This window comes from Streptococcus constellatus (genome assembly GCF_902167705.1).
GTDB lineage: Bacteria > Bacillota > Bacilli > Lactobacillales > Streptococcaceae > Streptococcus > Streptococcus constellatus_A.
In genome coordinates this window covers 46,527-72,514 of sequence record NZ_CABHMZ010000029.1, presented here as the reverse complement: position 1 = coordinate 72,514, position 25,988 = coordinate 46,527, and the positions used below count along the sequence as shown (strand labels likewise).

At 39.1% G+C, this 25,988-nt stretch carries 21 protein-coding genes and 2 pseudogenes; 5 read left to right on the top strand and 18 right to left on the bottom strand.

The window, feature by feature from the left end; translation table 11 throughout:
- Positions 1-70: 70 nt before the first annotated feature.
- From spxB to FQ204_RS09270, 11 genes and pseudogenes are all read right to left on the bottom strand, one after another.
- Positions 71-1,846, bottom strand: a complete 1,776-nt coding sequence (gene spxB / locus FQ204_RS09320; RefSeq protein ID WP_144210939.1) for a pyruvate oxidase — start codon at positions 1,844-1,846, stop codon at positions 71-73.
- A gap of 650 nt (positions 1,847-2,496) precedes the next feature.
- Complete coding sequence (gene ldcB / locus FQ204_RS09315; RefSeq protein WP_144210937.1) at positions 2,497-5,544, bottom strand: LD-carboxypeptidase LdcB/DacB; 3,048 nt, start codon at positions 5,542-5,544, stop codon at positions 2,497-2,499.
- Between the two features lie 259 nt (positions 5,545-5,803).
- The gene (locus FQ204_RS09310) at positions 5,804-6,343 is read right to left on the bottom strand and encodes an SH3 domain-containing protein (RefSeq protein WP_144210935.1); all 540 of its coding nucleotides are present in this window, start codon (positions 6,341-6,343) and stop codon (positions 5,804-5,806) included.
- A 403-nt stretch (positions 6,344-6,746) separates the two neighbouring features.
- On the bottom strand, positions 6,747-7,619 hold the full coding sequence (locus FQ204_RS09305; protein ID WP_144210932.1) for a helix-turn-helix domain-containing protein: 873 nt from the start codon (positions 7,617-7,619) through the stop codon (positions 6,747-6,749).
- A 148-nt stretch (positions 7,620-7,767) separates the two neighbouring features.
- Positions 7,768-8,400: an SGNH/GDSL hydrolase family protein gene (locus tag FQ204_RS09300; protein ID WP_144210930.1), complete on the bottom strand. Its 633-nt coding sequence runs from the start codon at positions 8,398-8,400 to the stop codon at positions 7,768-7,770.
- Positions 8,382-8,720: pseudogene (locus tag FQ204_RS09295) on the bottom strand (HAD-IIB family hydrolase); the annotation flags it as partial. The gene FQ204_RS09300 and the pseudogene FQ204_RS09295, both read right to left, overlap by 19 nt.
- Positions 8,721-8,736: 16 nt before the next feature.
- Positions 8,737-8,922, bottom strand: a pseudogene (locus tag FQ204_RS09290) (Tex-like N-terminal domain-containing protein); the annotation flags it as partial.
- Between the two features lie 203 nt (positions 8,923-9,125).
- Positions 9,126-10,031 (bottom strand): type II restriction endonuclease, encoded by a 906-nt coding sequence (locus FQ204_RS09285; RefSeq protein ID WP_144210929.1) that lies wholly within the window; start codon positions 10,029-10,031, stop codon positions 9,126-9,128.
- Positions 10,028-10,633 carry a hypothetical protein gene (locus FQ204_RS09280; RefSeq protein WP_144210927.1) on the bottom strand — a complete coding sequence of 202 codons (606 nt, stop codon included), beginning with the start codon at positions 10,631-10,633 and terminating at the stop codon, positions 10,028-10,030. Before FQ204_RS09280 ends, FQ204_RS09285 begins: the two co-directional genes overlap by 4 nt.
- On the bottom strand, positions 10,633-11,427 hold the full coding sequence (locus FQ204_RS09275; protein ID WP_144210924.1) for a DNA-methyltransferase: 795 nt from the start codon (positions 11,425-11,427) through the stop codon (positions 10,633-10,635). Before FQ204_RS09275 ends, FQ204_RS09280 begins: the two co-directional genes overlap by 1 nt.
- Positions 11,417-12,280 carry a DNA adenine methylase gene (locus tag FQ204_RS09270; protein WP_144210922.1) on the bottom strand — a complete coding sequence of 288 codons (864 nt, stop codon included), beginning with the start codon at positions 12,278-12,280 and terminating at the stop codon, positions 11,417-11,419. The genes FQ204_RS09275 and FQ204_RS09270 overlap by 11 nt, the downstream gene beginning before the upstream one ends.
- 142 nt (positions 12,281-12,422) lie before the next feature.
- On the opposite strand from FQ204_RS09270, the gene FQ204_RS09265 reads away from it, so the two are divergent.
- The 5 genes from FQ204_RS09265 (at position 12,423) to zwf (ending at position 17,292) form a co-directional block, all read left to right on the top strand.
- Entirely contained in the window at positions 12,423-12,563 is a 141-nt protein-coding gene (locus FQ204_RS09265) for an SPJ_0845 family protein (RefSeq protein WP_144210920.1), read from the top strand.
- Complete coding sequence (locus FQ204_RS09260; RefSeq protein ID WP_144210918.1) at positions 12,560-13,465, top strand: permease; 906 nt, start codon at positions 12,560-12,562, stop codon at positions 13,463-13,465. Before FQ204_RS09265 ends, FQ204_RS09260 begins: the two co-directional genes overlap by 4 nt.
- Positions 13,462-14,277 carry a TIGR03943 family putative permease subunit gene (locus tag FQ204_RS09255; RefSeq protein WP_144210916.1) on the top strand — a complete coding sequence of 272 codons (816 nt, stop codon included), beginning with the start codon at positions 13,462-13,464 and terminating at the stop codon, positions 14,275-14,277. The genes FQ204_RS09260 and FQ204_RS09255 overlap by 4 nt, the downstream gene beginning before the upstream one ends.
- 115 nt (positions 14,278-14,392) lie before the next feature.
- A complete protein-coding gene (locus FQ204_RS09250; RefSeq protein ID WP_144210914.1) occupies positions 14,393-15,751 on the top strand; it encodes an MFS transporter in 1,359 nt (452 codons plus the stop codon).
- A gap of 53 nt (positions 15,752-15,804) precedes the next feature.
- The gene (zwf, locus tag FQ204_RS09245; RefSeq protein WP_144210912.1) at positions 15,805-17,292 is read left to right on the top strand and encodes a glucose-6-phosphate dehydrogenase; all 1,488 of its coding nucleotides are present in this window, start codon (positions 15,805-15,807) and stop codon (positions 17,290-17,292) included.
- Positions 17,293-17,344: 52 nt separating this feature from the next.
- Here zwf and ftsY read toward each other — a convergent pair whose 3' ends face one another.
- The 7 genes from ftsY to FQ204_RS09210 form a co-directional block, all read right to left on the bottom strand.
- Entirely contained in the window at positions 17,345-18,838 is a 1,494-nt protein-coding gene (ftsY, locus tag FQ204_RS09240; protein WP_144210910.1) for a signal recognition particle-docking protein FtsY, read from the bottom strand.
- 12 nt (positions 18,839-18,850) lie between these two features.
- Complete coding sequence (locus FQ204_RS09235; RefSeq protein ID WP_144210908.1) at positions 18,851-19,663, bottom strand: Cof-type HAD-IIB family hydrolase; 813 nt, start codon at positions 19,661-19,663, stop codon at positions 18,851-18,853.
- Positions 19,663-20,457 (bottom strand): Cof-type HAD-IIB family hydrolase, encoded by a 795-nt coding sequence (locus tag FQ204_RS09230; protein ID WP_144210906.1) that lies wholly within the window; start codon positions 20,455-20,457, stop codon positions 19,663-19,665. Before FQ204_RS09230 ends, FQ204_RS09235 begins: the two co-directional genes overlap by 1 nt.
- A gap of 1 nt (position 20,458) precedes the next feature.
- Entirely contained in the window at positions 20,459-23,992 is a 3,534-nt protein-coding gene (gene smc, locus FQ204_RS09225; RefSeq protein WP_144210904.1) for a chromosome segregation protein SMC, read from the bottom strand.
- Positions 23,983-24,681 (bottom strand): ribonuclease III, encoded by a 699-nt coding sequence (gene rnc / locus FQ204_RS09220; protein ID WP_144210902.1) that lies wholly within the window; start codon positions 24,679-24,681, stop codon positions 23,983-23,985. Before rnc ends, smc begins: the two co-directional genes overlap by 10 nt.
- A gap of 135 nt (positions 24,682-24,816) precedes the next feature.
- Positions 24,817-25,176: a YbaN family protein gene (locus tag FQ204_RS09215; RefSeq protein WP_144210900.1), complete on the bottom strand. Its 360-nt coding sequence runs from the start codon at positions 25,174-25,176 to the stop codon at positions 24,817-24,819.
- An 8-nt stretch (positions 25,177-25,184) separates the two neighbouring features.
- Positions 25,185-25,988 carry an MBL fold metallo-hydrolase gene (locus FQ204_RS09210; protein WP_144210898.1) on the bottom strand — a complete coding sequence of 268 codons (804 nt, stop codon included), beginning with the start codon at positions 25,986-25,988 and terminating at the stop codon, positions 25,185-25,187.

Below are 25,988 nucleotides of genomic sequence, written 5' to 3'. Positions count from 1 at the left end.
CAACCTTGCGAGGTGAGACTACGAACTAAAAATTTTCAAGATGAGTTCTGTCTCACTCCCTTTATAAATCTTATTTAATGGCGCGTGACTGCAAGCCTTCTTCTTCCAAGAAAAAGCGGAATGGCACCAGTTCTTGAGCTTCGTATTTTTCTTTGAATGCTTTTATTGCTTCTTCAGAGTGTTGTTTTGGATCCAATTCCAATACCTCTACTGGCAATGGACGGTGTTGAGTGATGCGGGCATCGATGACCACTGTCTTACCTTCTTTGTTGAGTTTGACAGCTTCTGCGACAACTGCATCAATGTCTTCGATACGGTCTACTGTAAAGCCAACCGCACCTTGAGCTTCTGCGATTTTAGCATAGTCAGGGTTAGGGAAGTCTACACCAAACAAGTGTTTGTTAGTATCTTCGTACTTGTTCTTGATAAAGGCATACTCAGCGTTTGAGAAGACCACGTTGATGACTGGCAGGTCATACTGGACATTGGTGATCACGTCTGGATAGCACATATTGAAGGCACCGTCGCCCATGATATTCCAAACTTGGCGATCTGGGTTGTCTTTCTTAGCAGCGATACCACCAGGAAGGGCAATACCCATAGTCGCAAAGAGCGGAGAAGTCCGCCACATGTTCTTAGGAGTCATGTGCAGGTGACGGGTTGAAGTTTGGGTAGAGTTGCCGACATCGATAGAGTAGATAGCATTCTCATCAGCGTACTTGTTGATAGCATTGTAGACTTGGTACAATTGCAATTCACCCTCAGTTTTACCTTCGAGCTTGTTCATGTAATCACGCCAGTTTTGGTTGTTCTTAACGTTTGCACGCCACCACGGAGTTGACTCAACTGGGTTTACCTTGTCAAGGATAGCTTGAGCGGCTTGACCAGCGTCACCAAGGATAGAAGCGTCAAGAGCATGGCGTTTGCCCAGCTTGTATGGATCGATGTCCACTTGGATGAATTTTTCAGTGTTCTTGAAAGCTTCATAAACTTCTGCAAATGGGAAGTTTGAGCCAAGGAAGAGAACTGTATCTGCTTCAAAGACCACTTCGTTGGCTGGTTTCCAACCAACACGGTAAGCAGAACCTGTCAGACCTTCATAGTTCCATTCAAAGGCTTCGAAGTTTTTACCAGTGGTGATGATTGGAGCTTTGATCTTGCGGGACAATTCTGTGATGACATCACCAGCACCGACACCACCGAAACCAGCATAAATGACTGGACGTTCCGCATTGTTGAGGATTTCAACAGCCTTGTCAATCTCAGTTTGGTTGAGGGCTGGAGCGATAAATTTGCGCTCGTAAGAACCTGATCCGTAGTAAGAGTCCGCATCGATTTCTTCAAAACCAAAGTTGACAGGAATTTCGACAACTGCAGGGCCCTTCTTAGAAACAGCAGCACGGCAGGCTTCATCGATGACTTTTGGCAATTGCGCTGCGTAAGCCACGCGTTTGTTGTAGACCGCAATACCATTGTACATTGGATTTTGGTTGAGCTCTTGGAAAGCATCCATGTTGAGCTCATTGACTGGACGAGAGCCCAGAATCGCCAGAAATGGCGTATTGTCCATAGCCGCATCGTAGACACCGTTGATCAAGTGAGTCGCACCTGGTCCACCTGAACCAACCGCTACACCAATTGATCCGCCCCATTTTGCTTGCATAACCGCAGCCAGAGCACCCGTTTCTTCGTGGCGCACCTGCAGGAAGCGGATGTCTTGGTCTTCAGCCAAAGCATCCATGAGTGAGCTGAGGGTTCCAGAAGGAATACCGTAGATAGTATCCACACCCCATGTTTTCAAAACGTTGAGCATTGCTGCAGAAGCAGTGATTTTCCCTTGAGTCATCATAACTCTCCTTCAATATATGTTTTCTTGTTCAGTAAAACAATTTTCAGATAATATAATGAAAACGTTTTAATAAACTTTACTCTACCAATTTAGCACGTTTTTCTGGACTTGTATAAGGATATGCTCATAGATCTTTGATAACTATTACATAACAAAATACCTAAATTTTTCAAAATTCTGCAATGTATTTTATAATAGATTTCAGAAAAGGCTTGAAACAAGGTTTATTATGAAGAAAAATTTCAACTATATTTTCATATTGTTTGCATTTTTACAAAATTGAAATCTATTTATCCAGAGGTTTATAAATCTCAAAAGAAAATCATCATGAAATTTTTTAAGAAATTGTTTTTATTATCACATTGTCGTAAATCTTGCTGACGAGAAAATCACTTTTTATATTTGCATCGTGATTTCAAATTCCATAAAGAAACTACAGCTCTGCATTTTGGTAGAAAATGTACAGCACATCAATGCTTTAGAGGAAGAAGACATGCTACAGAATACCTTACGTTGTTAAAGCTAGAAAGTTTATGAAACTACTACTTAATCTATCCAATTATTAGCATTTGCTTGCACTAGTTTCTTAGTAAATAGAAAAAAACGAGTCTGGCAATAAAGCCAAACTCGCTTTATAGATTGCTGAATCAGCTGATAGCAATATATCGTCTGTTGCCACTAAAAGCAATGTAAGAAATCCATGTCGCGCCATCTGCATTTAAAACTTTGTCATAAGTGACCGATTGTCCAGCATTATAATAGGCTAGTTCAGGAGCCGATATTCTAGGTTCCGCTTTGATAGAGGAACGTTTTGTGAAACGATAGACTCCTTGAGCAGGGATAGCTGGCTTTTGAGAAGGCGAAGTAGACGGTTTTGACGGTGTGGCTGATGAAACATAGTCTCCACCTTCAAAGCTATAATATTCCTCTAAACTCAAACCAGAATGATAAACCTCATCAGCTTCCTTACCAATATAACGAATATGCCAGGCTTCTGGCATATAGCCTGTTGAAGCTTCTTTGCCTGGTTGGTAACGAACCACGAAACCATAATGGTGGGCGTTGTTTTTCAGCCAATTACTTGCAGCAGCGTCCTCTAAAAGATTGCCCGCTTTATCCGTTAAATCAAAGACAAGACCTGTTTGATGCTCACTATAACCCGAACGTGCAGAGTAACGATCCGCAGCAGCTTGACCATCTTTGTTCACATAATTTTGGTATAAAACTTTTTGATAATCATAAGTTCTGAACCCACTATAAGCATATCCGACATTATAGCCTTTCGCAATCATATCATTTCTTAATCGAAGAAAAGCAGCTTTAGCAGTTGGATTTTCACCAGGATTGTAGTTAGCAGCCATCGGATGCTTTTTATTTGCCACTACAATTTCGTCATATTTGCCTTGGATAAAGTAGTAAGAGCCGTTATATTGTACTTCTTTTGTACCCATTTGAGAGCCTTCCACCTTGGTTGTCGTACCCGTCACGCCTTGCAAACTACCGTCCGACTGAACGTAATACATGTGCACGTTGTAGTCACCATAGTTGTTTTTATGGCGGCGGATGTCCACACTCAATTTATAGCTGCCGTCATTTTGCTTAACGGCATCGTACCAGATGATGTCATCTTGACCGCCTTGGCTAGACCAAACAGGCAACTTCACCGTCTTCACACCTTTGGTGGAGCTAACATCTGTTACTACCACATCAAAGCCTTGCGAAGTCTTGTTTTCAATGTGAATCGTGCCAGTCACGCTATACTTTGGTTCTTCCACCTTAGTTGTTGTACCCGTCACACCTTGCAAACTACCGTCTGACTGAACGTAATACATGTGCACGTTGTACTCACCATAGTTGTTTTTATGGCGGCGGATATCCACACTCAATTTATAGCTACCATCAGTTTGCTTAGCGGCATCGTACCAAATCACATCATCTTGACCGCCTTGGCTGGACCAAACAGGCAGCTTCACTGTCTTCACGCCTTTGGTGGAGCTGACATCTGTCACCACCACGTCAAAGCCCTGCGAAGTCTTGTTTTCAATGTGAATCGTGCCTGTCACTTGAACAGGCTTAGGAGCTTCTTCATTTGTTAAGGTTGCAATTGGGATATAACGACGTGTACCACTGTAGCTAACATAACTAATCCATTGATGATGATCTGCGTCTAATACCTTATCATAGCGAATTCGTTCTCCTTTTGCAAAGGTAAATTCAGTCTTAGCTGCCATTGCGGGACTATTTTTGACTTCAACCTCTTTTTTAAAAGTATAAACTCCTTGAGACGGAATGATTTCTCTCGCAGAACTTGGCTCAGCTACGGTTGTCTTAGTTCCGCTAACACCTCTTACTTTGCCATTTGATTCAATGTAGTAAAGGTGAATATTATATTCGCCATATTCCCCCTTATGCTTATCAATATTGACAGAAACTTTATAATTTCCATCACTTTGCTTAGTGGCATCATACCAGATAATATCGTCTTGACCGCCCTTATCTGTCCAGATAGGAACTTTCACTCTAGAAATTCCATTGCTGTCTGACGCATTTGTAATCACCACATCAAAACCTTGCGAGGTCTTGTTTTGAATGTGAATCGTACCAGTCACACTATATTTTGGCTCTTCTACCTTGGTCGTTGTACCCGTTACACCCTGCAAACTACCGTCCGACTGAACGTAATACATGTGCACGTTGTAGTCACCATAGTTGTTTTTATGGCGACGAATATCCACACTCAATTTATAGCTGCCGTCATTTTGCTTAGCGGCATCGTACCAGATGATGTCATCTTGACCGCCTTGGCTAGACCAAACAGGCAACTTCACCGTTTTAACACCCTTGGTCGAGCTGACATTCGTTACCACCACGTCAAAGCCTTGCGAAGTCTTGTTTTCAATGTGAATCGTGCCTGTAACCTTGTTTTGAGCTGGTTTTTGAGACTCTGACTGAACTAATTTTGTCACAGCCGCATAGCGACGAACACCACTATAAGAGCGGTAACTTAGCCATTGGTATCCATCTGCAATCAAAACTTGGTCGTAAAAAACGCGATCCCCCGCATTCACATAAAATTGCAATGCTGCACTCGCTTTCGGTTCATTTTTCACTTCCGTACGTTTCGTATAAGTGTAATAGCCCTGATTTGGTAAGGAAGGTACACTTTGCGTTGCTTTGGATTCTGCAAGACGAGCTTGTTGTACTGGTTGCGTTTTATCCATCAATTTCGCAACATCAATTTCTTCTTTCCCTGCTTCTTTTTCGACAGGACTCTTTTCAACTTTTGCAGTTGTTGAAGGAGTAGCTGTGTCTGTTGTTGCATCAACAGTCGTTGTTTCGTCTTCTGTCTGTGTCGCTGCATCAACAGCCGTTGTTTGAGAAGGTGTCGTTTCTGTAGCTACAGAAACAGCTTTATCTGCTGATGAGCTAGCTGGTGCAGTTGTTATTACAGCAGTTTCTGTCTGAGTTGTTGCTGGTTGAGAAGATACATCAGTTGATTCAGTTGTATTTTGAGTCTTATTTGCTGTGCCAACTTGAGCCGCTTCAGGTATTATCCCAGTCGTGGCTTGTTCGTCAGCTGACACGGTTTGACCGCCCATAAAGAGGACGCATCCAATCAAAACAGAAGCCGCACCGCACGAATATTTGCGAATGGAAAAACGTTGTTCTTCGTAATCAAACATTCTTTTTTTCATCACTTGTCCTACTTTCTAATTTATGTTTATCATCTTAATTTCTATAAAAGGGATGTGCATCGGCATTTTCATCTTGCCCACTTAAAATCCGATCTGCATTTGAAACTTGCCCTGTAATAGGATCAGCTATGCCTGCAGGAATCTTTAAATTCCAAAGTCATTACACAACTTCGTTTTGTAAAAATCAACACATTTTAGAAATATTTGTAATTTATTTGTAACATTCATCTTGCCCAAGAAGAAAAGGTTAACAATATCTTTAATGTTTTACATCTGAGTAGGCTATGTAGTAACGCTTAGACTCTGCTCCATTAGAAACTACAAAACTATACCAATTTTCACCGTTTTCAAAAACATACTGATCCCAATCAACATTTCCTTTAGGATAAGTGTAAGCAACTTCGCTTGATTTATCTGGTGAAGCATAAACTGGCGTGTCTTGATACAGTTCAAGAGTTCCAGAGGTCACTTGAGTACCTCCTCCTTGAGATTGGACAATTGAAGGAGTCGAAGATTGCTGACTACTTGCACTATTTTGGCTATTTGAGTTACTAATCTCTGATGATTGAGCATTTGTAACCGAATTGTCTTGCTCTTTATCAGTTGTTTTATTATCATTAGTAGACGTTTTGTTATTTTGAGAAGCTTTTGTTTTTTTAGAGCTACTACTTTTTGTTGTTTTCGTTGTTTTTACTGAATGTCCATTTGTCCCACTTTTGACTTCGTTTTTATGACAAGCACCAAGTAAGAGCATAGAGCACAACATGGTTACACCTGCTAATTTACATGATTTTTTCATTGTATTTCCTTTCTTTTTCAGGAATCTTTAAATTCCAAAGTCATTATATAACTTTGTTTTGTAAAAATCAACATATTTTAGAAATATTTGTAATTTATTTGTAACAATTATCTTGTTCTCATATTCCTGATAAAAACAACAAAATTTTGATAACATTTTTTATGTTTTTCACAGAATTAAATCTCCTTTCTAGGTACACATTATATACCTTTGAATAAACTATTTCAATAGATTTTTATAAAAATAGTCATTTTTTTTATAATTATAACTATAATTATCTTCTGCATTTGGATATATTCCCTTAGTTTTAAGGTAGCAGTTCAAAAAATAAAACACGAATAAAATTATCCCCATAATCAACTGGACATAAGATTATTCGTGTTTTTCTACAATTATCTTTAACTTACACTGTTTGAAAATTATCACGAAGATACTTTTCAAGCGTCAATGCCATTTTTTCATTGCCGCTTAGTTTATATAATACTTGCGAAAGCGTAAAATATTGTTTTACAATACTTTGGCTAGAAAAACCCTCGCTAATATTTGCTAATATACAGTATAAATCTGCTAATAAATAACTACAACTGTATTTATTACATTTTTCAATAACATCAAGCGTTTCCTCTATTCCCTTTTCAATCTGAGAGCTTTTCCAAAGATAGCGACAAAAATTATATCTAATTTTAATATAAATTTTCAGCTCTATTATATGAGTAAAGTCAATACTTTGAAGTTTAGGTAGTACTGCTTGATAACATTTTTCAAATTCATCATTATTTTTTTCTTCTGAAAAGAAATTAAGCAAGGTATTAGAGATACGAAGGTACATTAACTCATCTTTATTTAATCGCACAAGCATTTGTTCTAATTTTTTAATAGCCTCTTCTCTTTTATTATCACAATGAAATGAAACAAGTGCGCCTATCCATTCAAGATAATTTTGGTCTGATAGTGGCAATCTATGTTGTTTATCAATTTCTAAACTGTATAAATATTTTAATGAATCATACTCACGCTTTACTAGAAAAGATTCTACCAGCTCTTTAAATTGTACCAACTTAGATGTCTCACCAAGTACACTATCATCAAAAAAATAGTTCATTGTTACATTCATTTTTTTTGACAATGAATATAACAGATCCGAACCAGGCATATACTTGCCTTTTTCCATCCTACTAATCTGACCTTGCTCACATACCCCTTCTGCTAATTCTTTTTGGGATAACCCTAATTCCAATCGCTTACTTTTTAATCTTGTAGCTAATAATGTACTCATACTGTTCCTTCAACATTTTATAATTTATTTTTGATTATATCATATGAGTTAAAGTATATAAAATTAAATTTTTATGACAATAATAATTTTTTAATATTATATCTATTGAAACGAGGCTGAAATTGCCAATCTATAGTTGACCCAAAGATTATAACTGTTCTGCGATTCGCTCTGCCATTACTTGATAGCCTGCGACCGTCAAATGCAATCCGTCGGTGGTAAATGCTTCTTTTAATTGTCCTGTTTCATCCAGCAGGTTGTCATAGACATTTACAAAGGTCACATTCATATAAGCAGAAGCTAACTTTTCATAGGCACGGTTGAGATCTTGAATTTTTTGATTGCTTCTTCGATGAACGCGTTTTTTGTAAGTAGCGGTTTCATTGACTGGTAGGACAGACAAAAGGCAAACTTCTGCAAGGGGATAATTCCTAGCAATCGTTTGGATGATACTTTCCACATTTTTTATCGTTTCTTGCTGCGGAATTTCCTTGCCAATATCATTGGTGCCGATGAGGAGAAAGACCTTATCAACTGCCTGCCCAAATAAAAGAGATTCTAAATGCTCTAGCAACAAATCGGATCGATAACCTCGAATTCCACGATTTATTAGCGTTTTTGACGTTTTAAATAACTCATGTAAGGGGAAATACTCCACGATAGAATCTCCCAGAAAAAGTACATCGGGATCTTTGACGGATATTCGATTCAAATCGTGGTATTTTTTTCTGATCTGCTCTTGCTCATTCAAAAGCCATTCGTCTAATAATTGGACAGCCATTGACTATCTCCTTTGCTCAAATAATTCTCTAATACTGTCAGGACACCCGCCTCTGTATTTGCTGGTGCAAGGTGATTGGCAACTGCCTTGGTTTTAGGATCCGCATTCTCCATAGCATAGGAAATTCCTGCTAATTGTAGCATTTCAATGTCATTTTCACTATCTCCAAAGGCCATGATTTCCTGCTCTTGAATTTCCCATTTTTGCATCAACTGCTCCAATCCCCAAGCTTTATGGATCCCTTTTTGCAAAATATCAATCGCTCCATAACCGCTTGTGACCGCATTTAATGTGCCTGCAAAATCCTGATTGAGCTGTCGAGTAGCCTGAACGGTTGGTCAGACTTTTATCCAAATCAAGAATAGCCTTAATCTCTACCTCATCCAAATTCCCTGTCATTTCCTTCCGATAACGAGCGATAAATGGGATTGTGTTGCCTTCTGCTGTCAGTTCCAATACTTTTTCAACTTGCTTCTGACCAATCTTTAAACTTTGCGATAGTTCGATAATATTTGTTTCCATGAAAAATATTATACCATATCTCATACAGCAGTCCAAATACAATTATCTCCCTAACTACTTTCTTCTTTCACCATTATTTTATTTATTTGATAAATGACAAGAACAAGTGCAATTTATCATTCTAAAAAGTAAAAGAGCCCTCAAGCAGGACTCTAAAAACACTGATAAAGATGAATTATTCCTCAGATTATGTACTTAACCAATCATTGTAACAATTCAGTTAGATACCCTTGCTTCATCATTTCAAGATTAAATACATTTGGAATATGAGCAAATGCTTCCGCAAGAGGTAAGTGTGCTGTTTTCCAGCCCTGTCCATCTGTTACCCAGACAAAGGACACATCATCCGTTGAACTCTCGACAAATTGGCTTAGTTCTGTAAATTCCCCCGCAACAGCTTTCAGCTTGCTGCCACCACCACCATAATAGTTCGTTTCTATTAACCACAACTTTCTATTTTGGGGAGAAAAAACGGCTACATCAAAGCGTCTCTCAGATTTATCAACTGGAACAGTAATTCCCCAATTTTCCCTAATATAAGCCGATGTCGCCTGAGCTTTAAACTCCAAACCATATTTTAAACAGACTTTTTCTACACTACGCTCCAAAATGCCTTCCATAGTTGTTCCGCTCCGATTTTTCCGAGCGTTACTGTCTAAACCAGCCTCAACACCATATACATAATCCACCAGTGAGCGATTGGCTTCATATTGTAGAAAATCAAGCAGGCCAGACTGATCGACAAACTCCACATAATCTTCTATTTTTTCTGTTGCAATTTTTTTAAAATTAAGCTGATGGAAGGACATGTTGTCTTCTTCATCCAGACTCAAAACATCTAAAACTTTGTCTCTACTAGCAATCAGACTTGGAATCGCCTTCAGCAAATCAGGTTGCTTCTTAAATAAATTAAGAGCTGTTTGGTAAATATCATCTTTTCCGATCAAATAATTAAGCGTATTCAGTTCTAATTCAAACTTTTTCGTCTCTCTTCCTACTTTCTCCCAGTTGACATAGTATCCTGGTGTACGGTTGGTGACAGAAAGGGTGGAGAGAAAATGGCCCAATCTTTCGTCAGAGTTCAATTGCAAATAAGATTCAAGATTCATTCTTTTTCCTCCTCAGGAATTGGTAACCCTAGTGCATCTAACGGAATATAATTAAAGTAATAACCGCAGCCAACATCAATAATATAGTTTAGTGTATCTTGATAGCTAGGCTTATCAAACCATTTTTTATCTAGCAAATAGTAGTACTTGACTTCTTTATTGAGTGGGGCAAATAATTTTCTATACTGCTTTAACTTAAAATCACAAGTTTGTAATTTTTCATCTACGCTACCTGTAGTACTTTGAGTTTTCTTCTCAATAATAAAAACAGTATTATTGTTAATTACAAATATTGAATCATCTGGTAAAAGTTTTTTTGAAATAACTTTATTGTAATCAAATTCTAATTCATCAAAATATCGATACAAGCCATATTTCTGAAATATCTCACCAACTTCTTCTGAGTTAAAAAATACTTTCCATCTCCCCTGTTTTTGCCGAAGTTTTTTTCTAATCGTCCCATTTTTTAAACATCTAACATCATAGTCATTTGGTTCAACAATGTATCCTTTTTGTTTAGCAATAAAAGTAGGTAAATCCGTTTTTAGCTCAAAAACAAGACCAGTCCTTGTATTTGCTCCACCGACACCATCTTTCTTCATCACTCGGCCTCCAATCTTCTTTTTGCTATTTCTAAATAATCTTGTTCTGCATCAATACCAATGAACCGTCTGCCTAGTCTTTTAGCTACAACCCCTGTAGTTCCGCTTCCAACAAAAGGATCCAAAATGTAATCACCTTCTTTTGTACTAGCTAAAATGATCCGCTCCAATAAATACTCTGGTTTTTGAGTCGGATGTTTTCCAGCCCATTTTTCAGCTTTTTTTGTCAATGAGCCTGTCCAAACATCTTTCATTTGTTTGCCACCGTTTATTTCCTTCATCAAATCGTAATTGTAATAATGTTTGGCCCTTTTGTCATTCTTACGAGCCCATAAAATTGTTTCAGTAGAATGAGTAAAATAGCGACAGGATAGATTCGGTGCCGGATTTGTCTTTTGCCAAGTAATATTGTTAAGAATTTTAAAGCCTTCTTGCTCTAGAGCCATTCCAACTGAATAGATATTATGAAGACTACCAGAAACCCAGATACTCCCATTAGGTTTTAAAATCGGTTTAACCAATCGCAGCCAACGCCGATTAAAGCCGTGTTTCTCATCAAGACTAGAAACCTTATCCCAGTCTCCTTTGTCTACAGAGACAATATTTCCGCCAGAATTCGAAAAGCCACCATTACTCAAAAAGTACGGTGGATCAGCAAAGATCATATCCATGCTTTCTGGTTTCATTTTTTCTAAAAAAGAAAAAGTGTCAGCATGAACTAAAATGGTATTTTCTTTATGATAGTATGGCTTGGTCATCAATACACCTCCATACTTATATTCGCTATTCATCATAATTTGTTACTATAATTTCAAAAATTTTTCTACGACTAGAACTTTTTGCACCATTAGTCCGCTGCGCTTTGACAAAGTGGATGTTAAAACCCTGATACAGTTCTTCCACCAAAGGACTGGAAGAATTTGACAACATAACATAAACTCCTCTGTCAGTTAATTCCTTAAAGGTATCCCTCAAGCGAACTTGTTCTTCATAAGAAAAACCTTCGTGAGTATAAGAAGTAAATGAACTCGTTTCATTTAAAGGAATGTAAGGCGGATCAAAATAGACAAAATCTTCTGCTTGGGCTCCCGCAACTGCATCAGCAAAGTCTGTTTGCAGAATTTCCACATCGTTCTCATTCAGGTAGCCACTAATCTGATGAATTAAATCTACATCTACTATCTTAGGATTTTTGTAGCGACCATAAGGAACGTTAAATTGATTTTTAGAATTAACTCGATAAAGACCGTTAAAGTCAACTCGCAGCATGTAAAGGATCCGAGCAGCTCGCTCAACTTCTGACATTTGATTTATGCGACCATCTCGATCTGCCGCACGCAATTCCAAATAGTAGTCTTTACTATTGTTTTTCTTATGCTCAAGAAGCAAATCAATCAAGTCAGCTGGCTTCTCCTTTATTTGCCGATAAACATTCATCAACTCCTCGTTAAAATCATTGATAACAGCTCGTTCAGGAGCTAAATCAAAAAATAAAGCACCTCCGCCTACAAAAGGCTCAAAATAACGCTTATACTTTTCAGGCATATAGCTTCTCAATTCACTCAAAAGTTGCCGCTTCCCGCCCGTCCACTTGGTAAAAGGTTGCAGATTATAGTATTTTAGTTTTATATTATTATCTGAAGACATGACCCTTCCTTTACACACATAGTCTATTTATTATACCATATTCCTCCCCTTCTTTCACAAGCTAATCTCTATGCTAATGACTTTATTTCACCATAATTTTCAAAATGATAGTATAATAGTTAAAAAGGAAAAGGAGGCTGTTATGGCTATTAAATTTACACGTTCAGATGATTTGGACAAAATGTTTGAAGAATTTGCAACGTTACCTAAAATTGAAAAAGTAGAATTTCCTGATGAAAAAGAAAAAAAGATTAAAAAAGCGGAGAAGGCTAAAAAGTCATGAGCTTTTTTAATCAACTGCCACCTAGCGTTTTGCAAGCTGGTGCGATTTTCCTCTCCATTATTATTGAAGCACTACCTTTTGTGCTGATTGGGAGCATTATTTCAGGTTTTATAGAGGTTTATATCACACCAGACAAAGTTTATCGCTATCTGCCTAAAAATAAATGGGGTCGGATTTTCTTTGGTACTTTTATTGGCTTTATTTTCCCTTCTTGCGAATGTGGAATCGTCCCTATTATCAATCGCTTTTTGGAAAAGAAAGTACCAAGTTACACGGCTGTGCCTTTTATGGTGACAGCACCGGTTATCAATCCTATTGTTCTTTTTGCGACTTACTCTGCTTTCGGGAATTCCTTTAAAATGGCTTTGCTCAGAGCTCTCGGCTCTATTGTTGTAGCAATTGTTCTAGGAATTTTCTTTGGCTTTCTCAATACTGCAACTATTCAAAAAGAGAATCGAGTCATTCGGCATGAGCATGACTTTTCCCACTTAAACCAAGCTCAGAAAGTATTTCAAGTGTTTGTGCAATCCATTGACGAATTTTTCGATACAGGTCGTTACTTAGTTTTTGGCTGTCTCTTTGCCAGTATTGTCCAAGTCTATGTGCCTACACGCATTCTGACTTCCATTAGTGCAACACCACTTATGGCTATTTTACTAATGATGTTGCTTGCATTTCTTCTTTCACTTTGCAGTGAAGCAGACGCCTTTATTGGTAGTTCGCTCATTTCTAGTTTTGGTTTAGCGCCAGTTCTAGCTTTCCTCGTCATTGGACCAATGTTAGATGTGAAAAATATCCTCATGATGAAAAATTACCTCAAAGGACGTTTTATTTGGCAATTTATTGGAATTGTTAGTTTAGTTGTTGTCCTTTATTCTTGGCTTGTGGGGGTAGTGCTATGATTCGTTTTCTAATTTTAGCTGCTTATTTTGAAATCACCATGTATTTGCAACTTTCTGGCAAGCTCAATCAATACATCAACATGCATTTTTCTTATTTAGCATATATTTCAATGGTTCTTTCTTTCGTGCTAGCCATTGTCCAGCTCATTGTCTGGATGAAAAAAATGAAAGTACACAGCCATTTGACGAGTCGTTCAGCAAAATTTGCTAGTATTGCTTTTCTTATTATGCCACTGATTGTTGCTCTCTTCTTTCCAACAGTCAGTTTGGACTCTACGACCGTTTCTGCTAAGGGCTACCATTTCCCGCTGGCTGACGGTAGCTCAAAGAGCATTCAAGCTGATGAAGGCACTACCAATCAATACCTAAAGCCTGATACCAGTACCTATTTTACTAAAAGTGCTTATGAGAAAGAAATGCGGGTAGCTGCAAAAAAATATCTGAAAAAAGATGTTATCTCCGTTACGACCGAGAATTATATGGAAGTCATGGAAGTCCTCTATGATTACCCAGATGAATTTGCAGGAAAACGCTTGGAATTTACTGGCTTTGTCTACAACGACCCAAGCGATGCTAAAAGTCAATTTTTGTTCCGCTTTGGTATTATTCATTGTATCGCCGATTCGGGGGTTTATGGACTTCTGACAACTGGTAATACGGAGCATTTTGAAAATAATACCTGGATAAGAGCGAGTGGGAAAATTACTATTCGCTACCATAAACAACTAGGACAAAGTTTGCCAACTCTTGAAGTAGATAGTTTCAAGAAGGTTGAAAAACCTGGCAATCCTTATGTCTATCGTGTCTTTTAACCTACATTGAATAAACAAAAGAAGACCTGAGAAGTATTTCTCTAGGTCTCCTATTATGCTCTTTTGTGAGCAATTATGATAAAATTAAGAGAGATTTGTTTTTTTAGGAGGTACTATGTCACAGCACAACCAAGCCGTTTCAAGAAAAACGTTGCTATCTATTTTTGCCACCGCTCTACTTACTTTTGCTGGGATTCTTTCTGAAACCAGCATGAATGTCACTTTTCCGCATCTTATGAAAGTTTTTCATACAGACCTTGGCACATTGCAATGGATTACAACAGGCTATCTACTTGCTGTTTCCATTACAATTACGCTCGGAGCTACATTAGCACACAACTGGTCTGAGCGTAGAATTCTCTTCACTAGCCTAGCTATTTTTACATTCGGAAATGGTGTGGCGATGCTTGCGCCTAATTTTGCCCTGCTCATGCTAGGACGCATTTTGCAAGGTTCAGCAACTGGAATTGCTATTCCTCTTATGTTTAACCTTATCGTCGAACGCATTCCGCGCAGCCAAATCGGTTTTTACATGGGGCTAACAGGTCTCGTTGTCAGCCTAGCTCCTGCGATCGGCCCTACCTACGGTGGCTTTATGATTGGCTTGTTTGATTGGCACATGATTTATACATTCATCATGCCGGTTCCAATTATCTCGTTCATTTTAGGATTTTTCTTTTTAGAAAATACGCCCAATAAAAAGAAACGTCCTTTTGAGTGGATTTCTTTCTTGCTTCTTGCAGTCTCACTGACTTTTTCTATCATGGCAATTTCTAGTTTAGAAGAAGGCAGCTTTAATTGGAGCTTTGTCATCATCTTTTTATTATCACTTCTACTGTTCGTTTGGCGAAGTCTAACCGTTGAACATCCTTTTTTAGACATCCGTATTTTGAAAAATCCAGCTATTTTACTCGGAATTATTCCGTTTTTCCTCTACCAATTTTCAAATTTATCAGCCAATTTTCTAATTCCTAATTTCTTGGTTTTAGTGAAACATGAGGCTACTTCTGCTGCTGGTTTTGCATTGCTACCTGGAACAATGTTAGGAGCTTTCTCAGCACCTTTCTTGGGAAAATTATATGACACCAAAGGACCCAAACTTTCCCTATATGGTGGGAATCTTCTCTTTTTCTTAGCCGTTTCCGTTTTTGCATTCTTTACGAAGTCTCTAACATTACCACTGATTATTCTCTTTTATATTTTCTTTACGATTGGACGCAATATGGCGTTCAATAACACGATGGCTTTGTCTGTTTCACAGATTAGCCGAGAGAAGTCGCCAGATGCCACAGCACTTTTTCAAATGGCACAAACATTTGCCGGTGCTTTAGGAACAGCTATCGCTGCCATTATCGTCAATCAAGCTCCTAATACAACGACCGGTGTGCATCTTGTCTTTCTACTCCTTTTCTTCCTCGTTATCCTTATTTTTTATCTCTTTTACTCTTTATTTCGAGCTATCAAAAATCAGTAATTTTAATCAATTTATGGTAAAATAAATAAAATATTAGAAAACAGGTGTTCAAAATGTCTTCAAAAGTGATTATTACAATTTTTGGTGCCAGTGGAGATTTGGCAAAAAGAAAACTCTATCCTTCTCTTTTTAGATTGTATAAATCTGGCAATCTGTCTAAGCATTTTGCCGTTATCGGTACAGCTCGCAGACCTTGGAGCAAGGAATATTTTGAATCTGTCGTGGTTGAGTCTATCACAGACCTCGCAGACAGCCCTGAACAAGCGCAAGAATTTGCTAGCCATTTCTATTATCAAAGTCACGATGTCCAAGATACTGAGCATTATATTGAATTAAGAAAACTGCAAAATCACCTCAATGAGCAATATCAAGCAGAACACAATAAACTTTTCTTCCTGTCTATGGCTCCTCAGTTTTTTGGTACGATTGCCAAACATCTCAAATCCGAGCAAATTGTAGACGGGAAAGGATTTGAACGCTTAATTGTAGAAAAACCTTTCGGCACAGACCTTGCCTCTGCCAGCAAACTGAACGACGATTTGTTGGCAACATTTGAAGAAGAGCAGATTTTCCGTATTGACCATTATCTCGGCAAAGAAATGATTCAAAGTATTTTTGCCATTCGCTTTGCCAATCTTCTTTTTGAAAATGTCTGGAATCGTGATTATATTGACAATGTACAGATTACCTTTGCTGAAAAGTTAGGTGTGGAGGAACGTGGTGGTTATTATGACCATTCAGGTGCACTGCGCGATATGGTGCAAAATCACACACTTCAGCTCCTGTCCTTGCTTGCTATGGACAAACCCAAAACTTTTACCAAAGATGACATTCGGGCTGAAAAGATTAAGGTTTTCAAGCACTTGCACAAACCCACCGACAATGATCTGAAAAAACTCTTCATTCGTGGTCAATATACTTCTGGTAAAGTGGACGGGAAAAAGTATATTTCCTATCGCAGCGAACCAAATGTTGACCCAGAATCTACCACAGAAACCTTCGTTTCTGGTGCGTTCTTTGTGGACAGTGACCGCTTCCGCGGCGTGCCGTTCTTTTTCCGTACTGGAAAACGTCTTACTGCCAAAGGAACCCATGTCAATATTGTTTTCAAACAAATGGAATCCATTTTCGGCTCCTCGCTCCAACCAAATGTACTGACGATTTACATTCAGCCAACTGAAGGATTTTCTCTTAGCATGAATGGCAAAGAGGTAGGCGAGCAATTTAACTTAGCTCCATTGACACTTGATTATCGTACAGATGCGACAGCTTCTGGTGCATCACCGGAGCCTTATGAGAAGCTCATTTACGATGTGCTAAACAATGACTCAACCAATTTTAGCCACTGGGACGAAGTGCGTTCTAGTTGGGAATTGATTGAACGTATTGAAGCCTTGTGGGCAAATAACGAAGTTCCCCTTCATCATTACAAATCAGGTACTATGGGACCCGAAGCCAGTTTTGAGCTCCTTAGCCAATTTGAAGCTGATTGGAATTGGCGTCCAGATGAAGCCTATCGCAAAGAAGGACGATTGGGGTAAAGTAAATATATACAAAAGACTTGCAAAATGAATAAATTGCAAGTCTCTTTTCTTATACCAAGCCCTCCAAGAGTCCTTTCATAAAGTTTTCAGAGTTAAATACTCCAATATCGTCAATTTTTTCTCCGAATCCAATCAGTTTAACTGGAATATCGAGTTCTTGACGAATTGCAAGAACGACACCACCACGCGCAGTTCCGTCGATTTTTGTTAAGACAATCCCTGTTACTGGCGTAATTTTTGAAAATTCCTTAGCTTGAACAAGGGCGTTTTGACCAGTTGATGCATCTAACGCCAAGAAAGTTTCATGCGGCGCAGCTGGGTCTACCCGTTTGATAATCCGTTCAATTTTTTCTAATTCTGCCATTAGGTTATCTTTGTTTTGCAAGCGTCCAGCTGTATCAATCATGAGAATATCCACATTTTCAGCCTTTGCACGCTCCATACCGTCATAAACAACGCTAGCTGGGTCACTCTTTTCTGGACCTGTCACAACAGGAACATCTACTCGACGTCCCCATTCCACCAACTGAGCAACAGCTCCTGCACGGAAAGTATCTGCTGCAACTAACATGACTTTCTTGCCAGCCTGCTTATATTTATAAGCCAATTTCCCAATCGAAGTGGTTTTCCCAACTCCGTTTACACCCACAAAAAGCATGACTGTCAAACCGTCTTGTAAATTGATTTTTTCGTTAAATTGACCATCTTTCTCATAGATGTCTACTAACTTTTCAATGATGACCCGACGAAGGACATCTGGCTTTTTGGCATTTTCAAGGCGAGCTTCTTGGCGCAATTCTTCAGTCAGACTGGAAGCAACTTGCACCCCAACATCACTCGTAATCAAGAGCTCTTCTAACTCTTCAAAAAACTCCTCATCTACTGAACGGAAATTTGCAAAGAAGGCATTAAGCCGCGCTCCAAAACCTGTCCGTGTCTTCTTGAGACTGCGGTCATACTTTTCCTGAACCGTTTCTTCTTGACTAGATGAACTTGCTTCAACTGGTTCGCTAATAGTTTTCTCTACCGTAGTCGACTCTGCTGAGCTGGATACTGCATTCGCTGCATCCAGTTGCCTCATTTTTTCTTGTTCTTGTAGGCGTCTTCTAGCTTCAGCTAGACGTTCCTGTAAATCTGTAGCAGCACCTGCTTGGTGAGTTGGATTGGGTGAAAGAACTTTTTCATCAGCTTGTGAAACAACTACAGCTTCATTTGGCAATACATGCTTTTCTGGAGCTTGCGAATCATTTTCAGCTGACTCTACGTCTGCCACTGTATCAGCCGCCTTTGGCTCCATTTCTTTTACTTTTTCTTGAATGGTTTCAAGACGTGCTTCATCCTCAGCAAGGCGCTCTTTCAGCTCTGTTTGGAATGTTTGTTCATCTAGATTCTCAGATTGCGCATTCTCTATAGGAGCTGTCTCTGCTGTTTCTAGCTTCTCTCCTTGATAATCCTCTGATGCTGTTTCTACAGCTTCTTCAGGAATATTTTCAACTGGTTTTTCTTCTTTTTGGCGACCAAAAAGGCGATCAAATAAGCCCATTCAATTCCTCCTTTATTTTAGTGCATATTTTTCTATAGCCCAAGCAACAGCATCTTCGTCATTCGTCATCGGCGTCACTACATTGGCGACTTCTTTGACTGCTGCTACTGCATTTTGCATAGCTACACCAAGCCCTGCCCATTTTATCATAGACAGGTCATTTGCTTCATCTCCGCAGGTCATGACTTGACTTTGTTCAATTCCTAAATGAGCAATCAATTTCTCTAAACCATTTGCCTTATGAACATTCTTCGGAGACCATTCTAACAACATATCGCGTGACTTAAAAATTTCATATTTGTCAAATAAATCGGACGAAAGTTGAGCAATACCACGATCAAGCGGATCTGGTGCATAAGCTGTTACACATTTATTATACGTTTGTTGGCTAGATAAATCTGCAAATGAAACTGACTCAAATGTTAGAGCAGGATTGCAAGTTTGGTAAAGCGATTCATGGTCTGACTGGATTTGATAAACAGTTCCTTCGCAAATCGCATCCAACGGCAAGCCCAACCTTTCTGTTTCCTCAAAAATACGCGCCACATCGTCATAGACAAAAACTGTTTTATCAAGAATTTCCCCTGTGTTGCGTTGCACCAAACCACCATTAAAAGTAATGGTGTATTCGTCCTCTTGATTAGCAACGCCTAATTCGTTTAAGAAAAGTTCCATTGCTTTGAGAGGGCGACCAGTCGTCAAAACAACCTTGATTCCCTGCTCTTGAGCCATCTTAAGAGCTGCTAAATTTCGAGCAGAAATTTTTTTCTCAGAAGTCAGTAAAGTTCCGTCTAAATCTAAGGCAATCAATTTTATATCTGTCATTATAAGCCCTCCATATACGTCATCACTGAATGCGCTGCATGGTGTCCAATAACCTCTTTGGCTACTTCCAAAATCTCTGGACGAGCATTTTCAGGAGCAATGGGATAACCAGAAACTTGCATCATGTGCAGGTCATTCAAATTGTCTCCAAATGTCATGACTTGATCCATCTCAAGATTTAACTTCTTCGCCAATTCGACAATAGCAACTCCCTTATCCACATAGTCTAGGACAATATCAATGGACTTATAACCTGTCGTCATAGCTTTGACACCAGGAACGTGTTCATTGACCCAAGCCTCACCTGCAGCTACTGTTTCTTCAGAAAAATTCGTTGTAAATTTGAAAATTTCATCTGTGATATCCTCCAAGCGAGCTACTTTTTGGATATTTTCATTATAGTGCGCACTAAAAGCTAAATAAGTTGGAGCAACTGTTTCCAAAACATAACAGCCTTTTTTTCCTGTCAAGAGCAATTCACTGGTATTGATAAAAGGAGATGTTTTTAATTTTTCAAAAGCTGATAAGTAAAAGTCCTTAGGCATAGTCGCTTCGTAAAGATCTTTTCCATGAAATTCTACCAAACTGCCATTTTCAGCAATGAAGATAATCTCATCTCGCACATCTTCAAATAGCTTTTCTAATGACAGCAAGCCGCGTCCACTGGCTACTGCAAAGTAGATGCCCTTCTCACGATAACGTTCGAGCAGTCGTTTGAGACGCTCCATATCAAACTGCCCTTTGTCATCTAAAAAGGTGCCGTCCATATCTGTTGCAACTAATTTTATATTCATTTTACATACTTTCTAAATCTTTTAATTTTACAGAGACAATCTTTGACACACCAGATTCTTGCATGGTTACTCCATAGATAGAATCCGCTGCGGACATTGTTCCTTTACGGTGTGTCACCACGATAAACTGGCTATCTTTGTCAAAACGATTGAGATAGTCTCCGAAACGTTTGACATTAGCTTCGTCAAGTGCAGCTTCCACCTCGTCCAAAATGACAAATGGTATCGTCTTGACACGGATAATGGAGAAGAGTAATGCTAAGGCTGATAGAGCCTTTTCTCCTCCACTCATCAGGTTGAGGGATTGGATTTTTTTGCCAGGTGGCTGTACTGAGATTTCTACCCCAGCGGTCAGCAGGTCGCCTTCGGTCAAAATCAAGTCCGCTGAACCGCCGCCAAACATCTGTCTGAAAGTCACTTTGAAGCTCTCGCGAATCGCTTCAAAAGTTGATTTGAAGCGCTCTTTTACTTCATCATTCATTTCTTCAATGGTATCCAAAAGCAGATTTTTCGCAGAAAGTACGTCATCTCTTTGAGTATTGAGGAAATGCAGTCGTTGACTGACTTCTTCAAATTGTTTTACCGCATCAAGATTGACTGGTCCCAGTGCCCGAATGGCTTTTTCTAAATCTTTAACCTTGGTTTCAGAAACTGCTAGGTTTTCTAGTGGACGAGCCTGTTTGCTGGCTTCGTCAAAAGACATTTGATAATCATCTGTCACATTCGTCAAAAGACGACGAAGGACATCTGCAATCTTATCTTTTTCAGCTTCTGCCTTAGCTTGTTTGCGAATCAAATCTTCATTTTGCTGGCGGGCTTGTTCCAGATGATTCGTAAGATCTTCTGCTTGCCCTTCCAAATCGTCCAACTCAAACTGACGACGAATGGCTGTTTGGTTCAGCTCTGTTTTTTCCTGTTCTGCCTGTGCCAATTGCTCTTCTAAAACAGCAATATCCACTTTTGAAGCAGTTTCTTCCTTTTGTTCCATCAAATATTGCAAGGTCGAAATCTCTTTGTCCAATTCAGATTTTTCATTGGACAAACGTGTAAGATCTGTCTGAACATAACGTTGATTCCCCGTCACTTCAGTGCGAGCCAAACGAAGTTCAGATAAGTGAGCTGTTAGCTTATCTAAACGTGCTTGAACAGCATCTTTATCTGACTTAATCTGCTCAATTTCAGTTTCCGTTTCTGTTTTTTCCTGCTCAATTTCTGCAAGGCGATTAACCAATCGTTCTTTTTGCTCCGCCATGTCAGGAAGTACCTCACGAGACAGCTCGCGTTCTTGCAAGGCCAAAAGCTCAGATAGGTCTTCAACCTGTTTGTGCATTTGCTCATAAGCCAATTGAGCCTTTTGCTCTGCTAACCGAGCTTCTTCACCACTTGCTTTTATCTCTTCTAAAAGATTATTGGCTTTGCTTAGCTGTGTGTGCAAATCTTCCACTTGTTTTTCTTGCTCTGCTAAAGTCGCATTCTTCTCAGAAAGTTCCTTTTGTAAAGCGTCCAGTTCCGGCTTGATGAAAATCGTATTGTTATTCCGATTGGCACCACCTGCATAAGAACCGCCTGTCCGCAATTCTGTTCCGTCCAGCGTGACAATTCGTACTTGATAGCGAACTTTGCGAGCAGCTGCTCGCGCATTTTCTACCGTATCAAAAATGGCTGTCGTTCCCAGCAAGTTTTGGAAAATGTGCTCCAAACTCATATCATAATGCACCAAAGACGAAGCCAGGCCAAGAAAACCCGTGCTTTTTTCAATGCTTGCTCGATGATGATCTGGTAAATACCGCGCTTTAATCGTTGTCAATGGCAAGAAAGTCGCCCGCCCTGTTCGATTGCGTTTTAAAAATTCAATCGCTTGTGTCGCTGCCTGCTCATCTTCAACGATGATATGCTGACTACTGGCTCCAAGCGCAATTTCAAGTGCTGTCTGATAATGCGAATCAAAGCTCAAATTCTCGCTGACAGCACCAATAATACCACCTAATCGCTCTGCTTCTTGCAGCACACTTTTCACCCCAGCATAGAAATGACTGTGGTTTTTCAAAATAGCCTCTAAGCTACCAACACGCGCCTTTTTATTTTTTACATCATCTATCAAATCAAACATTGCTGTTTGAACTTGCTGATAATCCGCTTTTACAGTTTGAACTTGCTTGAGCTGTTCCTGATAATCTACCAACAATTGCTGAACCGACTGTCGAGCTGTCTCCAAATCTTCTAGCTGGCTCTGCTCGTTTGCTTGTGTGTGTTTTAAATTTTCTTGCAGCTTGGCAAATTCTGCTTGTTTGCTTTCAGATAATTGCAATTCGCTGGCTAAACGACTTTCCAAAGCAGTTAAGTCATTGGACAAATCCGCTTCTTCTTGCATCAATTGAACAAATTTACCACGTAATTTTTCAATCATCTGGTCAGGATTATCCGAGAATGTCTCAATTTCAGCTTCCAATTTATGAATAGCCTGTTGATTTTGCTCTAATTCTTTTGCAAAATCAGTCAACTGTTCATTTTTTTCCTGCCATTCTTTTTGAGCCACAGCTCGTTTTTCTTCTAGCCCTTGCAGACGTTCTTCGTTTTCTTTCCGACTGCTGGCAGCTTGACTTGACTCTAACTTAGAAACTTCAATTTGGCGTTCTAAGTCGCTGATGAGACGTGTTAATTCAAGCAAACTCGCTTGGTCATCTGCCATTTGTTTCTGCAAAGCATAGCGTTTTTCTTTCAGAAGAGTATTTTCTTGCTCCAGCTGTTCCCGCTTATTGTAATAAGCAGACAAATCCTGCTGAATGCTTGCTAGTTGTTCCTCCGTCGTATTCAACTGCGTTTTGTTTTCTGTGAGTTGAGCAATCAGCACATCCAAATAGAGGGCTCGTCGCTCTTCGTCTAATGTCAAAAACTGCTTAGCTGTTATAGCCTGCTTTTCAAGAGGTTTCACTTGACTATCGAGCTCATAAATGATGTCTTCCAAGCGATCCAAATTATCCTGCGTTTGGGCTAACTTGCTTTCGGTTTCTTTGCGCCGCGTCTTGTATTTCAGCACGCCGGCAGCTTCTTCAAAAATAGCACGACGCTCCTCTGGCTTGCTGTTAAAAATCTCTTCTACCTTTCCTTGAGAGATAATAGAAAAACTATCTCGTCCAAGTCCAGTATCCATAAACAAGTCATGAATATCCCGCAAGCGCACTTTCTTGTCATCAATTTTATACTCGCTGTCTCCGCTGCGATAAATATGTCGTTCTACACGAATCTCGTCTGTAGCCTGCTGGATGAAACGATCTTTATTGTCCAATACAACAACAACAGAAGCATAATTTAATGGCTTTCTACTCTCCGTACCCGCAAAGATGACATCTGGCATTTTGCCACCACGAAGGCTTTTAACACTGGATTCACCCAGCGCCCAGCGCAGACTTTCTGTAATATTGGACTTTCCTGATCCATTTGGTCCAACGACAGCCGTCACTCCTTGATCAAAAACAACTTTAGTCTTATCAGCAAAAGATTTGAAACCTTGAATTTCAATTTCTTTTAAATACATGAATAATTTTCCTTTTCAAATGCATTTTTTGCGGCTTCCTGCTCCGCTAATTTCTTAGAACGACCTTGCCCTTGCCCAACCACTCTGCCGTCTACTGACACAGATACAGCAAATTCTTTGGCATGAGCTGGACCAGACTCAGAGATAACTTGATAGACAATCTCAACATCGCCATTCACTTGGAGCAATTCTTGCAGCTTGGTCTTGTAATCAATTACTTGCTCAAAGTCTCCTGCTTCCACCTTTGGAATCATGACTTGATAAAGGAAATTCTTAACAGCTTCCACATCTTTATCTAACAGAAGAGCACCTAAAAAGGCTTCAAATAAATCACCAAGAATAGTGTCACGATTACGGCCACCTGACTTTTCTTCGCCACGCCCCAATTTGATAAATTGATCAAACTGACAATCTCGGCTAAAGCCAGCCAAACTTTCTTCACGTACAATCGTTGAGCGAAGTTTTGACAAGTCTCCTTCTGGTTTTTTCGGATATTTTTTATACAGATATTCTGAAATCAATAATTGCAGAACAGCGTCTCCTAAAAATTCCAAGCGCTCATTGTGTGAAATGTTTAAGAGGCGGTGCTCGTTGGCATAGCTAGTATGAGTAAAAGCTGTTTCTAACAACTTCTCATCTTGGAAGACAATTTCAAACTGTTTCCTCAAAACCTTATGTAAATCTTTCATTTTTTCTCCTTTCAAGAAGAGCTTTTTTCTTTTAAAATGAAAACAAATTCTCTACTATTATATCAAAAAAATCCTTGATACTCCAACGATACCAAGAATTTGATAGCAAAAGTTCACCAGAGACGAAATGAATTTTCATTCCTTATCTGGAATGACTTTGAATAAATAATAAGTTATAAAAATAGTGAGTCCCACCAAAGCAAATTTGACCCAAATAATTGGCGCAAAGAGAATTGAAATTCCCATTAGAATATAAATGGAAACAAGAATTTTTCTTTTACGTTCACGAGCAATGGAGCCTGTTTCACGAAAGTCCGCCACATAGATTTGGTATAGCTTGGTGTGATACAACCATTTTTCAAATCGCTTAGAACTGCGTGAAAAACAAGCAATGGTAAGCAGTAAAAAGGGAGTTGTCGGCAACAACGGTAAAACAACTCCTAAAAGTGCTAATCCTAATGAAGTAAAACCAATCATTAAGTAAAAAATTCGCATGATTTCTCCTAAATATTTGTTAAGGGCGTAGCCGTATCTGGTAAGGTATCATAAACATGAAAATCATGCTCAACCGCCAAATCAGCCTGTGCCAATTGATTGACCATTGTAATATGAGCCAATTCTTTGGTATTATTTTCCTTGCTAAGATGTCCTAAATAGATTTTCTTTGTCCTATGCCCCAATGTCCGAATCATGGTTTCTGCCCCGTCATCATTTGACAAGTGTCCTTGATCAGATAAAATCCGCTGCTTCAAACTCCAAGGATAGGCACCACTGCGAAGGGTTTCAATATCATGATTGGATTCAATCAAATAGCCATCCGCATTTTCAATAATCCCTGCCATACGGTCGCTGACATAGCCTGTGTCCGTCAGCAACACAAAACTTTTATCATCTTTCATCAAGCGATAAAATTGCGGCGCAACCGCATCATGACTGACCCCAAAACTTTCAATATCAATATCACCAAATGTCTTGGTTTTTCCCATTTCAAAAATATGTTTTTGATTGACATCAATCTTCCCAAGAGCTGCTTCCATAGCATTCCATGTTTCTTGATTGGCATAGATGTCTAAATGATATTTTCGTGCTAAAACTCCGACACCATGAATATGGTCCTTATGCTCATGCGTTACCAAAATGGCATCCAAATCCTCCGGTTTACGGTCAATTTCACTCAGCAAACTAGTAATTTTCTTCCCAGACAAGCCCGCATCAATCAGCAGCTTTTTCTTTGGGGTTTCTAAGTAGAAACAATTGCCAGTAGAACCTGACGCTAAAATACTGTACTTAAATCCTTTCTCGTTCAT